We start from the raw sequence: 12,037 nt of genomic DNA, 5'->3' as shown, positions 1-12,037 counted from the left end.
GTCGTCGCTTGAGTCCATCATCGATGCCGACGACATCTCGGCGTGGGCGCGGACCGCTGCGGCCTGGGCGCTTCATGTGGAGCTCGTTAAGGGCTACGAGCTTGAAGACGGAACCCGCGCGCTCGTCCCTGGTGAATCCATCGCGCGCGAACGTGTGGCGATGGTGTTGCGCAATGCATTCGATCTGGGCATTCTGTAGGGAAGAGGGGATTGAGGGCTGCTCTGCGGGCTGTCTGCAGGCCGAAGCGTCTTGGCATTTGCGGGACGCTTCGGCCCGATGTGTCCTATATCTTATCAAGGATAAATATATCCTTGACGTGGAATAATTAAAGGGCTATTCTTCTCATCGTTCCAAAGATTTCTCCTCACTCCACTCGTCCGAGAACAAGGCCGCCTCCCCCGCGGCCTTTTCTCGTTTTTGGGAAAGTCGCCTCGGTGCCCTCGGGGCGGAGGGGCGCAGGGGCGCAGGGGCGCGAGCGAAAGAAGCTCCCCTCGCGGGCGGCTTGTTGGAAGCACGTGCGGGAAGGAACCTCGCTCGTCAAAGGGACTGCGGTGGGCGTTGTGGAAAATCGCTCGAGTGAGATTTCTTCTATTTCCCCAGGCGGGGGAGCTTTTTAAACAACGCCCAGGCGCGTTGTTTCCCCTCGGGGGTCTCAAGCATGTGCTCTAAGTCCCGAAATGCGATAGCGTTGCGGCAGAAGATGCGGCAGGCGCTATCGACGGGGACATTTTGCCGATAGGCGCGCGCGAGTCGCGCTGCCGCCGCGGCATCTGCCGTCACGAGGACAAGCGGGTCGATTCCTTCCACAAGGGTGAACAGGTCGCTATCCTCGAGCGTAATGTCATCGGCGGTGAGGGTCACGAAGGCCACGGCGTTGCCGTACCCGAGGGCGGCCATCGAGCTTTCGAGGGCATGCTTTGCCGCCTCGCTTGGCCTCTGAGAGCTGCATGCGCAAACGAGCGTCGTACGGGATCCCGACACGTAATCGGCGTACAGGTCCCATACGAGTCTGCCACTCGTCTCGTAAATGTTACTTTCTGTGGATTCTTTCACATCGCTCCCATGTTGTATGGCATAAAGGGGTATACCAGATTGCATGATAGCAAGAAACAAAGTTCCGGGCTTGCGAATAGGCGCAAGGTGCGCCTATTCCTCCGGTGCGATGAAGGAGGCTGTTTATGTGCACGAACGGGATTAACACGGGTCAATTCTCCCAGATGATCGATCAGATCGACGATCACATCAAGCTGGAGCGTCGCTGGGCGCACACGCTTGCCCACCAGGCGGGTGATGCGGGTTTCGCGCAGACGAACGAGAAGCTCCACAACGTGCAGGCGCTCCTCGATGACGTGCGCGCCATGCTCGACGAGGCGAAAGACGCGCTCGAAGACGACGCGGAAAACGCTCCCGGTGTTACCGTCAACCTCGTGTAATCGGCGTCTATCATGAGCAACGATCTCATGCGCTTCTCGGTGGCAATGCCCGAGGAGCTTTTGATGCGCTTCGACCAGCTGGTCGCTCGTCGCGGCTTGGCGAAGAATCGCAGCGAGGTAGTGCGCGACTTGGTGCGCGACGCCCTTGTCGAGGACGAATGTGCGACGCCTGGCACGGAAGTGATGGGCACGCTGACGATCGTCTTCGACCATCATGCGTCCGACGTGCAGGAAAAGCTGCACAACATCCAGCACGATTACTTCGGGAACATCGTATCGACGCTCCATGTGCACCTCGACCAGCATCATTGCTTGGAAGTGGTGATCCTTCGCGGCGAGACTGGACTCGTGCAGACCATCGCGAACCTGATTCTCGGCACGAAAGGCGTGAAGAACGGTCGCCTGGTTGTTACCACTGCGGGCGAGGGCTTGTAAGGGTCCTGGCGAAGGGGGCTGCAAAGTCCCCTCGAAGGGCGCCTCGGAGGGCGCTCGCGAAAGCCCCTGCAAAGGGCTCCCGTAAGGTTCCCACAAAGAAATAAAACGCGCGAAACGCCCAGGTTGGCGGCTCGATTGGTCGCAAGCCTGGGCGTTTCGTCTTGTTCGCGCTAATTACTTGTTCGGGTAGAACGGGCAGCCTTCCTTAAGGCATTCGGCGTTTCGTGTGTAGAACGCGCAGGTCACCTTTTCAGGTACCTCCATTTCCACGCCGTGCATTTCCTTGGCGAAAGCGACACCCTCGAGAATCGCCGTGAATCCCGTGCGCTTGCAGCAGCGCGGGCCTCCCAAATCGGCCAACTTCCCCAAGATGCGCGAGGTTAAACGTTGCGTTTGCGCCCAGGGGTCGCGCGTCATGGGCGTCGAGCCCGAAACGATCGACCACCATTGCCCGACGCTCGTCGCGGCGCCGCATGTGCCCCAGAACCCGCAGGTGCCGCCCGGCACAAGCAGCGATCGTTTCTGCAGCTCGGCGAGCGCCTTGTCCAAATCGATGTCGCCGCCGGCGTTTTTGTAGGCTGCCATGAGCGAGGCCCCGATGAGCGTGTGGTGCTCGGGCCCGTTCGGGTAGATCGATTTGTCGCCCATGATTTTCTGCGCGATGCGGATGGGGTTCTTCGAGTCGGTTTCGCGGCATACGGCCATGATGTGCTCGACCCCGCCCGCGCGATGGCACGCATCGCAGACGTAGTGGCCCGCCACGCAGACGGAATGCCCCGTCTCCTTCTTTCCGCAAATCTGGCAGGTGACCTCCTGCGCTTCCTCGAAATAGGCAAGCGGTTCCCCGCATACCAGGCAAATCCCTTTTCCAGCTGACATACGCTTCCTCTCTCTCGTCCCAATCAGGCTAGCTCCACTTCACCGTCTTGCGGACGAGGAGCCCGACCAGAAAGTCCAAAATGGTGACAACGATTCCAACCATGATAATGCCCGCGACGACGTTCGTGTAGTTCGCGTAGTTCGTGTAGTTGATGACGAAGTACCCAAGCCCGCTCGTGGCGCCATACATCTCGGCCATGACCAGCATCAACATGGCGGTTGGCAGCTGCGTTTTCAGGCCGGTCGCAACTGTGGGGTACAGATACGGCAGCAGCACCCTAAAGATCATCGTCGGCGTGGAGAGCCCCATCATGCGCGCCGAGTCGAGGATGTGCTTGTCCAGGGATTCTACGCGCAGGATGGTGTTCAGAAGCGTGGGCCAGAAGATGCCGAGGAAGATGACGGCGACGGCTGCGGCTTTGAACGAGGGCAAAAGCATCACGAGGTACGGTGCGAACACGATGGCCGGCACGGGCGCGAGCACGTGGGCGATGGGGTACACCGCTTCGCGCACCTTCGGCATCCAGCCGACGAATAGCCCGATGATGTTGCCGGCGATAAGCGAGGTGATGAAGCCCTCCGCGAGGAGGATCATCGACGACGTCACATTCTTGAGCAGCTCTTCCCAGCGTGCAGGGAACACGGCGAACACGTTCTCGGGGTTGGGAATGAGCACCGGATGCGTGAGCTTCAGGTCGGTCGATACGATTTCCCACACGATGAGCAGCGCAAACACGACGATGACGATATGGCACGTCGAGCGCTTCCGCCCGCCTGCGAAGTAGCGCCAAAGGAAGAGCGCCTCGATGATCCCTGTAGCGACGTAGAAGGGGACGCTTGTCTTCGGGTGAACCTTGCCAGGGACGGCGATTACGACGAGAAGTGCTATGAACAGGACGTTTGCCAGGATAAACGACACGGTGAGCACCTGGCGCGCAAAGCTTTTCGTTTGGATGGGCACCGCTTGCTCGTCGCGCTTTGCAGCGTGCTCGACAGCGATCTTGCTTGCGGCCTCGGCAGGACGGGAATCGTTTGCGACGGACTTTCTTCCGAATGGCATCAGCGGTCCTCCTTTCCCGTTGCGGTGGCGTCGAAGAGCTCCATGACCTCGCGTTTGATGTCGCGCAGGCGTGCATCCTCCACGATGGCATCGCTGTTGCGGACGCGGTCTTTCGGCAGGATGAATTCGCGCGTGATGTGGCGGGGCTCCATGAAGACGATGCGGTCGGCGAGGATAAGCGCCTCGTCGATGTCGTGCGTCACAAACACCGCCGTCTTGCAGCAGCCTTCGCCTTCGTTCCACAGGCGCAGAAGCAGCTCCTGCAGTTTGCCGCGGATAAGCGGGTCGAGCGCCCCGAAAGGCTCGTCAAGAAGCATCGTGGGCGCGTCGATGGCGAGCGCGCGGGCAATCGCGACGCGCTGGCGCATGCCGCCCGAGAGCTGGAAGGGGTAGCGGTTCGCTGCGTCTTCCATGCCAACCTGGGCAAGCAGCTCGAGTGCGTGTGCTTTCGCCTGCTCTTTGGTGGCGTTCCTGTTCGTCTGGCGGATCGAGAACGTTACATTCTTAAGGGCGGTCTGCCAGGGGAACAGAGAATAGCTCTGGAACACGATTGAACGGTCGGGGCCGGGGCCCGAAACGGGCGCGCCGTCGATGAAGATTTCGCCTGCGGTCGGCATCGACAGGCCTGCGAGCAGGGACAATAGGGTTGATTTGCCGCACCCTGAATGACCGATGAGGCATACGAACTCGCCGTCGGCGATGTCGAGGTCGATGTTCTCAAGCGCCAAAAACGACTCGTTGCCGTCGACGTAGGAGTAGCTTACATTCTTGAATGAGATAGCAGGCATAGAGCTCCCTCGCGATATCGGATGGGAAGGCGCGCGTGCCCGCGAATCGGACCGCGGGCACGCGCGGGGGGAAGGGCTGCTAAATGCCCAGGGTGTTGTGCTTTTCGTACTCGGCGACGAGCTTCTCGTAGAAGGCCTTGTTTTCTCCGCGCTCGATAAGCGCATCGAGGGCCGCCTTGTAGATAGTCGAGTCCATGTGCTCGACGATGAGCTCCTTGTTGGTGTCGTCGATGTCGCCGTTGTCGATCATGTCCCCGTAGAACACCTTCACGTCATCGGTGTAGGGGTCCATCTCGAACTTCATCGCGGCGACGTAATCGCCCTTGCCGTACGTGATGTTCTCGATGTACTCCTCGGGCTGGCCGGAGTACTCCACAATGGTCGCGATGGTACCCGCGTGGTCGTTCTCGATGTCGTAAATCGCGCGCAGGTTGGCGATCTCGAACTTGATGAGCGCCGAGCGCTTCTCCTCGAATGCCTTGCGGTTCGTGGTCTGGCGGCAGCAGGGGAACTCCTTGCCCGTCAGCTCGTTGGGGCGGAAGGCGACGGCGCATTTGCCGCCCTGCGTGGCGACGTAGCCGTAACCGCTGTTCACGAAGCACATATCGATTTCGCCGTTTTCAACTGCGGCAACTTCGGCGGCAGAGCTTTCCAGCAGGATGAACTCCACGTCCTTGCCGTCCTCGATGCCGTTTTGGCGCAGCCAGCTCTTGGTAATCATGTGGCCGGTCTCCATGCGGAAGCAGCCGATCTTCTTCCCCTTGAAGTCTTCCGGCTTCTTGTAGGAGTCCTTGTTCTCGATAAGCGTGACGCACTCGGAGCCGTCGGCGACGGTGCCGCCGAAGATGACCAGGTCATCGCCTTGTCCGATGTAGGTGCAGGAAGGGATGGAGCCGAAGGGGAGCACGTCGGCGGTGCCGTTGGAGAGCGCAGGCATTGCCTCGGGGAAGCCGCCCGACACGGTCTGCGTGGCGACGTTGAGCTTCTCCTCCTCGTAGTAGCCCTTCTTGAGGGCCAAGATGATGGCGGCGATCTTCGAGTCCTTGCCCAAAAGCACGATGTTGAGGTCTTCGGTGTCGGTCGAAAGCGTGTTGTCGTACTTGCTCTCGGGGGTTTCGGTTTTCGCCTCGGACTTGTCCTCGGTCTTCTGCTCGCTTGCGCATCCGCCGAGGGCGGCGATGCCGGCGAGTGCACCTGCGGCAGCAGCGCCCTTAACGAAGGTTCGACGGGAAAGGTTGTCGATAAGTTGGGCCATGCGGTTCCTCCTTGATTTGTTGGAATGTCCCCTATAAAGACGTAGTTCACATATAGCACACAAGCGAGTATTGGGTTAGTGACAATAGTCTAAAGTGTCGCATTTTTCCTTGAATAGGTTGCGAATGAGCTGGGAAAAAACTAGTAAGTAACTCGGATTTACTTAGCTTGTTAATCATAGTTGAGCAATAGGGATAAAGCTGTTTTCAGTTGGATGGTGGCTATAAGACAATTGACAATAATTGCATTGGAAGCGTATGGTTCAGCAATAGTCTAGCAGTAGCCTAGGATTAACAAGAAAGGTTGAAATATGAGCGACATTCGCGAGCAGGTCAAGGAATACTACAGCAAGATGTCCGTCGATAACGGCGGCGAGATGGTCACCCATACGTGCAGCTGCGGCACCGATAGCTTGCCCCAGTACATTAAGGATGTCTTGGCGGATATCCCCGAGGAGATCACCTCCCGCTTCTACGGTTGCGGCAGCCCGCTTCCGCCTGCGCTTGAGGGTTGCACCGTGCTCGATCTGGGCTGCGGTACCGGACGCGATGTGTACCTGGCGAGCAAGCTCGTTGGGCCCGAGGGCCGGGTCATCGGCGTCGACATGAACCCCGACCAGCTTGCGTTCGCCAAGAGCCATCAGGCTGAAATGGCCGCGAAATTCTACGACAACGTCGAGTTCGTCGAGAGCTACATCGAGGATCTTTCCGCTATCCCCGATGGGTCGGTCGACGTGGTCATCTCCAACTGCGTTATCAACCTGTCGCCCATGAAGGAGCAGGTCTTCAGGGAGATTTGGCGTGTGCTCAAGATCGGCGGCGAGCTCTACTTTGCCGACATCTTCGCCGACCGTCGCGTTCCGAAGGAAATCAACGAGAACCCGATCCTTTTGGGCGAGTGCCTCGGCGGCGCGATGTACGTTGAGGACTTCCGCCGCATGATGGCGCGCGTGGGCTGGGTCGACTTCCGCTACATGAGCTCGTCGGCGGCCACTATCGACAATCCCGAGGTCGAGGCGCTCGTGGGCAACATCCAGTTCAGCTCGCGCACGGTTCGCGCTTTCAAGCTGCCTGATACGCTGGAGGACATTTGCGAGCAATACGGTCAGACCGCCATTTACCGCGGCGGTATCGAAGGGTGCGAGAACTACTTCGACCTTGATGACCACCATCGCTTCTTCAAAGATCTGCGCCTCGACGTGTGCGGCAACTCCTGCAGCTACGTGCAGGACACCCGTTTCGGCAAGTACTTCACCGTTTACGGCGACCGCTCCATCCATTTCGGCCCCTACGAGGGCTGCGGCAACGCCCCCTCGGTTGACGGCGGCGGCTGCTGCGGTGGTGGCTGCTGCTAGCGATTACGCTCTTTATCGATATGGGTGAGCTGGTCGGGGAGAGAGCGGGTGCGCCCATCCCGCTTAAACGCCACTTTTTGTCCAGAAGTACTCGAAAAGCTAGTCGGAACGAGTTGTCCTCCGCGTCCCCACGCGCTCGCATCTGATGTTTCCCTGCTCGGTTGTGGCGAGTTGTGCCCCGCCGCACTTTCTGGCGTATGATGGGGCAAACCTAGAAGTCGCTCCATCCATGAAGGGGGATTCATGTCCAAGAAGGAAAAGAAGCAGAAGTTGGGAAAGCTCGCCCAAGCAGCGAAGCGCGCTCGAAAAGGCAAGGCTTCAGCAGGCGGGTGCTCGTGCAACCAGCCCGCCGAGCGCTCAATTGTCGCATTCGATCAGTGGCAGCCCGAACCTGTGCCCGCAGCGGAATCGGCGATTCTTCCGCCCTACAGCTCGGATGCGGCCTACAGCTGCTCCGATGATGTTTATGCTGGGCGCAAGAAAACGGTCGTCGTCGACTTTTTGTACCTCGACCTCACTGTGTGCGAACGTTGCCAGGGTGCCGACAAGCGTGTCGAGCGCGCGGTCGAGCTGTGCCGCCCCGTGCTTGCTGCATGCGGCTATGACATCACGCTGAACTCGGTAAACGTCGACAGCGAATGGCTTGCCGAGCAGTACAACTTCTACAGCTCGCCGACCGTTCGCGTGAACAACGTCGACATCTGCCCCTCTATCGAGGAAAACGACTGCGACTGCTGCAGCGACATTGCCAACTACGATGTCAAGTGCCGCCTGTTCCCGTTTAACGGCACGTACTACGAGGTGCCGCCGACGGATCTGCTTGTGCGCGGCATCATGGAGGTTGTGCTCCAGGGCCGCGTTGCCGAGCCTGGTGCCGATAAGCCCTACGAGTTGCCCGAGAACCTTGCCGGATTCTTCGCGGGCAAGCGCAAGAAGGATGCGGAGAAGCGCGCTGAACAGGGCGAAGGCGACAGTTGTTGCGGCGACGGTAGCGAATCCTCCTCGTCGAGCTGCTGATAGGCTGTCCGCGGGCGGTCGGCTCGCAGACTTCTTTCGGTCCCCGAAATCTTCGGAGTGGAATCATACATTATTGGACACTATCTATTATTAGAGGGTTCAATGTAGTAGAATAAACCTTAATGATGCGGGTGTGCAGCCGATGCGCACCCGTGTTGTATGTTGAAGAAAAATAAGGAAGGAAGCTAAATGGAACTCAATCTCAACCGCCGTCAGTTCGTCGCGGCAGGTACTGTGGCGGCAGTGGGCGCCATGGCTGGTTTGGCCGGGTGCTCCTCAAGCGATTCCAAGACCGACGCCAAGACCGACGACAAGAAGGTCGAAGCTCCCGAGAAACTCGTGTTCGCCTGGGAACCGGGCGCGTCGGAAGGAAAGTACGAGAACATGCGCGACCTCATCGCCGAAGCGATGGCGGAAGGCGCGGGTGTGCCCTGCGAGCCGATGACCACCACCGACTACAACGTGTGCATCGAAGCCGTGAACTCGGGCAAGGCCCATTACGCCTCGCTCGGTGCCAAGGAGTACGTCGAGCTGCACAAGAAGAACCCCGCTGTCGAGGTTGCCTGGGTCCTCTCCGACGGGGAAGGCAAGCTGAACCAGGTTTCCTACCATTCCCAGATCCTCGTGCTCGACGAAAACGCCGACAAGTACAAGAAGGGTGATTCCTACGAGCTTACGCAGGATGCCATGAAGGGCAAGAACATGTCCTGGGTCGAGCTCTCCTCGACTTCCGGCTACGTCATCCCCTCGATCGCGCTCGCGACCGAGTTCGGCATCTCCGACTCCGAGGAGCTTGGCGAGTCGGGCAAGTTCTTCAACACGGTGCTCTTCGGCGGCAGCCACGTGAACTCCATCTACAACGTGCTCACCGGCGACGCCGACTTCTGCGCGTGCGACGACACCGGCGCCGCGAACAACTACAACGTCATCGAGGGCGAAAACGGCGAGCTCGGCGCGCTCTACGAGATCAAATCCGGCCTCGAGGCTCCGCTCGACAAGTACGCCGGTGTGAAGCTGCGCTGCGTGTCGTCGCTGCCCGTTCCCGCGGTTCCCTTCGTCGTGAACACCGATTACGTGCCCGAGGATATGAACAAGAAGGTCATCGACTACATGTGCTCCGACGCGGTTTCCGGCAACAAGGAGCTGTTCAAGGATCCGAGCGACAAGGACACCGTGACCAAGTGGAAGCAGACCACGGGCAAGGTCACCTTCACCCCGGCCGACGACTCCTATTACGACGACTTCCGCAAGCTCATCGGCGAAGAATAGCGCGGAATGCCGCATACTGGATAGGGCATGACTGAAAGGGAAGGGGGCTCCGGTGGGTGCGACTGAAACATTGCTTCAGGTCGAGGGGCTGACGAAAAGCTACGATGGCTCCTTAAAAGCACTCGATGGCGTCTCCTTCTCCTTGAAGCGGGGGGAATTCGTCTCCCTGATCGGCAGCTCAGGGGCGGGAAAGTCCACGCTTTTGCGCTGCATCAACCGCCTGATCGACCCGACTTCCGGCTCTGTCGTGTTCGACGGGAAGGAAGCGACGAGTGCTCGTGGACGTGCGCTGCGCGAGATCCGCCGCCGCATGGCGATGGTCTTTCAGGGGTACAACCTGGTCTATCGATCGACGGCGATAGAGAACGTTCTTCAGGGGCGTCTTGGCTACAAGAATTCCCTCATGGGCGCTCTTAGCATATTCACGGAAGAGGAAAAGCGCGCGGCGTTCGATGCGCTTGAGCGCGTGGGGCTCGGGTGCTGCGCATACATGCGGGCTGACCAGCTTTCGGGTGGCCAGAAGCAGCGCGTCGGCATTGCCCGCGCACTGGTCCAAGACCCACTGCTCATTTTGGCCGATGAGCCCATCGCGAGCCTCGATCCTAAATCATCGAGAACGGTGATGGAGCATTTGCGCTGGGCCGCAGACGAGCGGGACATCGCTTGCCTGGTCAGCCTTCACCAGGTCGAATACGCGCTCGAGTTCTCCGACCGCATCATTGCGGTGTCGGGCGGCAGGCTCGTTTTCGACGGCGCGCCGAATGATCTGACCCCGGGCATCATTGCGTCGGTCTATGGCGAGGAGGATCCCTCGAGCTCGACCGCGGAGTGCTGCTGATGACCCTTTTCAAGAAGCGCGAATGCGCTGGGTGCAGCTCTGCCGTCGAATCGCCCGCGGGCACGGGGAAGGCGACGCCTGACCCGCTGTTCTTCCCCAAACGCCATGCGTCCTATGCGGGCATCCTTATCGCCTTCCTTGCGGTGACGTTTGTCGCGGGCGGCCATATCGACTTCAGCTTTCTCGACGCAGCGAAGGATTTTCCGGGCGGTTTCGTGTGGTTCGTCGAGCAATTCATGCCGAATGCCAAGGCGTTCGACCAGATGGAAAAGATTGCCTCGGCGCTCGCCATGACTATCTTGGACGCCATCGCCGCAGGTACGCTTGCCGCTATCATCGCGTTCGTCCTGGCTGTCATCGCTTCGCGCGTCTCGGGCGTCGGCGGCCCTGTTCAGATGGTCATCCGCGCGTTCGCGACGGTGCTCCGCAACATCCCGACCGTCGCATGGGGCTTCATTCTGCTCTTCTCCTTCAAGCAGGCGGAATTCACCGGCTTTCTGGCACTGTTCTTCAAAAGCCTCGGCTTCCTGACGCGTGCCTTCATCGAGACGATCGACGAGGCCGATGCGGGGTCGATCGAGGCCCTCAAAGCGACGGGGGCGTCGAAGCTCCAAGTCATCGTACACGGCGTGTTCCCCTTAAGCCTGACCCAGGTGGTGAGCTGGGTTCTCTACATGATTGAGACGAACTTCCGAGACGCGACGCTCGTCGGCATGCTCACGGGCACAGGAATCGGGTTTGTGTTCAACTGGTATTACCGCACGTTCAAGTACCCCACGGCTGGGCTCGTTATCATCTGCATCGCCGTGGCCGTGATCGTCGTCGAGGCGGTTTCCAACTTCGTGCGTCGCCGTATCGGCGCTCCAGACGGCCAATCGGGCGAGATGCGCGTCTCGCGGGGGAAAATCAAGGTGCGCGTCCGCACGACGTCGGGCATGGTGGTTGCCGCGCTCGCCGTTTTCCTTGCCGTCGCGACGACCTACACGATGGCAAACATGGGCTACGGCTCCGCCAATACGCTGCAGGCGGCATCTGACCTGGTCGAATACTTCAAGCTTATGTTCTTGTCCCCCTATCTTTCGAATTACACCTGGGCCGACATGTTCGAGGGGCTTGCCGTCACCCTTTGCATCGCGGTGCTGGCGACGGCGGGCGGTGCGCTTATCGCGCTCGTGCTGTCGCTGCTTGCGGCAAGCAACCTGTCGAACAAGCTTGTGAGCAACATCATCAAGACCGTGATGGCCATCATCCGTTCGGTTCCTACAATTATTTGGGTGCTCGTGTTCACCGTTGCCATCGGACTTGGTTCCGAGGCCGCCGTCATCGGCATGATGTTCCATACCGTTTCCTTCCTGACGAAGGCCTTCTCCGAGGCGTTCGAGGAAGTTGACCAGGGCTCCCTCGAGGCCCTCAAGGCGACGGGCGCAACGTGGTGGCAGCAGGTCGCGCGCGGGGTCTTCCCCGACAAGCTCAACGAGATACTGTCGTGGATCTTCATTCGCTTCGAGAACAACTTCGTCGGCGCGGTCACCGTCGGCGCCATCGCGGGCTCGGGCGGCATCGGCTACTATCTCTACATCGTTGCGAACTACATGTTCAACTGGCATGAGATGGGGCTCATCATCTACCTGTGCCTCGCCGTTTCCGTCACGTTGGAAATAATCGCCACGCAGCTGCGCAAGCGCTTCATCGTGCATCGCTAGGCACGT

13 protein-coding genes are annotated in these 12,037 nt (G+C 59.5%); 8 read left to right on the top strand and 5 right to left on the bottom strand.

What is annotated here, in order from left to right:
- Positions 1 to 199 (top strand): hypothetical protein (locus Q0G85_RS03460; RefSeq protein ID WP_297154744.1); only part of this gene is annotated, 199 nt, incomplete at its 5' end.
- Positions 200 to 589: 390 nt separating this feature from the next.
- Here Q0G85_RS03460 and Q0G85_RS03455 read toward each other — a convergent pair.
- Positions 590 to 1,054 carry a hypothetical protein gene (locus Q0G85_RS03455; RefSeq protein WP_297154742.1) on the bottom strand — a complete coding sequence of 155 codons (465 nt, stop codon included), beginning with the start codon at positions 1,052 to 1,054 and terminating at the stop codon, positions 590 to 592.
- A gap of 125 nt (positions 1,055 to 1,179) precedes the next feature.
- Here Q0G85_RS03455 and Q0G85_RS03450 point away from each other — a divergent pair, with 125 nt between their 5' ends.
- A complete protein-coding gene (locus Q0G85_RS03450; protein WP_296059321.1) occupies positions 1,180 to 1,434 on the top strand; it encodes a dynein gamma chain protein in 255 nt (84 codons plus the stop codon).
- Between the two features lie 12 nt (positions 1,435 to 1,446).
- Positions 1,447 to 1,869: a nickel-responsive transcriptional regulator NikR gene (nikR, locus tag Q0G85_RS03445; protein WP_297154740.1), complete on the top strand. Its 423-nt coding sequence runs from the start codon at positions 1,447 to 1,449 to the stop codon at positions 1,867 to 1,869.
- A 174-nt stretch (positions 1,870 to 2,043) separates the two neighbouring features.
- Here the strand turns inward: nikR and Q0G85_RS03440 are convergent, their stop codons facing one another.
- From Q0G85_RS03440 to Q0G85_RS03425, 4 genes are all read right to left on the bottom strand, one after another.
- Positions 2,044 to 2,748, bottom strand: a complete 705-nt coding sequence (locus tag Q0G85_RS03440) for a DUF5714 domain-containing protein (protein ID WP_297154738.1) — start codon at positions 2,746 to 2,748, stop codon at positions 2,044 to 2,046.
- A 28-nt stretch (positions 2,749 to 2,776) separates the two neighbouring features.
- Positions 2,777 to 3,808 carry an ABC transporter permease gene (locus Q0G85_RS03435; RefSeq protein WP_297154736.1) on the bottom strand — a complete coding sequence of 344 codons (1,032 nt, stop codon included), beginning with the start codon at positions 3,806 to 3,808 and terminating at the stop codon, positions 2,777 to 2,779.
- Positions 3,808 to 4,596 carry an ABC transporter ATP-binding protein gene (locus tag Q0G85_RS03430; RefSeq protein ID WP_297154734.1) on the bottom strand — a complete coding sequence of 263 codons (789 nt, stop codon included), beginning with the start codon at positions 4,594 to 4,596 and terminating at the stop codon, positions 3,808 to 3,810. Before Q0G85_RS03430 ends, Q0G85_RS03435 begins: the two co-directional genes overlap by 1 nt.
- A 79-nt stretch (positions 4,597 to 4,675) precedes the next feature.
- Positions 4,676 to 5,851 (bottom strand): ABC transporter substrate-binding protein, encoded by a 1,176-nt coding sequence (locus Q0G85_RS03425; protein WP_297154732.1) that lies wholly within the window; start codon positions 5,849 to 5,851, stop codon positions 4,676 to 4,678.
- 309 nt (positions 5,852 to 6,160) lie between these two features.
- On the opposite strand from Q0G85_RS03425, the gene Q0G85_RS03420 reads away from it, so the two are divergent.
- From Q0G85_RS03420 to Q0G85_RS03400, 5 genes are all read left to right on the top strand, one after another.
- Positions 6,161 to 7,204 carry a methyltransferase domain-containing protein gene (locus Q0G85_RS03420; protein WP_297154730.1) on the top strand — a complete coding sequence of 348 codons (1,044 nt, stop codon included), beginning with the start codon at positions 6,161 to 6,163 and terminating at the stop codon, positions 7,202 to 7,204.
- A gap of 243 nt (positions 7,205 to 7,447) precedes the next feature.
- Positions 7,448 to 8,221, top strand: a complete 774-nt coding sequence (locus tag Q0G85_RS03415; RefSeq protein WP_297154728.1) for a DUF2703 domain-containing protein — start codon at positions 7,448 to 7,450, stop codon at positions 8,219 to 8,221.
- 189 nt (positions 8,222 to 8,410) lie between these two features.
- On the top strand, positions 8,411 to 9,490 hold the full coding sequence (locus tag Q0G85_RS03410; RefSeq protein WP_297154726.1) for a PhnD/SsuA/transferrin family substrate-binding protein: 1,080 nt from the start codon (positions 8,411 to 8,413) through the stop codon (positions 9,488 to 9,490).
- Between the two features lie 52 nt (positions 9,491 to 9,542).
- Positions 9,543 to 10,328 carry a phosphonate ABC transporter ATP-binding protein gene (gene phnC, locus Q0G85_RS03405; RefSeq protein ID WP_297154724.1) on the top strand — a complete coding sequence of 262 codons (786 nt, stop codon included), beginning with the start codon at positions 9,543 to 9,545 and terminating at the stop codon, positions 10,326 to 10,328.
- Positions 10,328 to 12,031: an ABC transporter permease gene (locus Q0G85_RS03400; RefSeq protein ID WP_297154722.1), complete on the top strand. Its 1,704-nt coding sequence runs from the start codon at positions 10,328 to 10,330 to the stop codon at positions 12,029 to 12,031. The genes phnC and Q0G85_RS03400 overlap by 1 nt, the downstream gene beginning before the upstream one ends.
- Positions 12,032 to 12,037: the final 6 nt, after the last annotated feature.

Source organism: uncultured Ellagibacter sp. (genome assembly GCF_934617235.1).
In the GTDB taxonomy this organism is placed as follows: Bacteria; Actinomycetota; Coriobacteriia; order Coriobacteriales; family Eggerthellaceae; genus Ellagibacter.
This window is presented reverse-complemented; position numbering and strand designations above follow the sequence as displayed.

Bases quoted from the DNA above. Each gene is read 5' to 3' on its own strand.
- Q0G85_RS03400 (WP_297154722.1), top strand. From the start codon at position 10,328: ATGACCCTTTTCAAGAAGCGCGAATGCGCTGGGTGCAGCTCTGCCGTC.
- nikR (WP_297154740.1), top strand. From the start codon at position 1,447: ATGAGCAACGATCTCATGCGCTTCTCGGTGGCAATGCCCGAGGAGCTT.
- Q0G85_RS03420 (WP_297154730.1), top strand. From the start codon at position 6,161: ATGAGCGACATTCGCGAGCAGGTCAAGGAATACTACAGCAAGATGTCC.
- Q0G85_RS03410 (WP_297154726.1), top strand. From the start codon at position 8,411: ATGGAACTCAATCTCAACCGCCGTCAGTTCGTCGCGGCAGGTACTGTG.
- Q0G85_RS03430 (WP_297154734.1), bottom strand. From the start codon at position 4,596: ATGCCTGCTATCTCATTCAAGAATGTAAGCTACTCCTACGTCGACGGC.
- Q0G85_RS03440 (WP_297154738.1), bottom strand. From the start codon at position 2,748: ATGTCAGCTGGAAAAGGGATTTGCCTGGTATGCGGGGAACCGCTTGCC.
- Q0G85_RS03435 (WP_297154736.1), bottom strand. From the start codon at position 3,808: ATGCCATTCGGAAGAAAGTCCGTCGCAAACGATTCCCGTCCTGCCGAG.
- Q0G85_RS03425 (WP_297154732.1), bottom strand. From the start codon at position 5,851: ATGGCCCAACTTATCGACAACCTTTCCCGTCGAACCTTCGTTAAGGGC.
- Q0G85_RS03415 (WP_297154728.1), top strand. From the start codon at position 7,448: ATGTCCAAGAAGGAAAAGAAGCAGAAGTTGGGAAAGCTCGCCCAAGCA.
- Q0G85_RS03450 (WP_296059321.1), top strand. From the start codon at position 1,180: ATGTGCACGAACGGGATTAACACGGGTCAATTCTCCCAGATGATCGAT.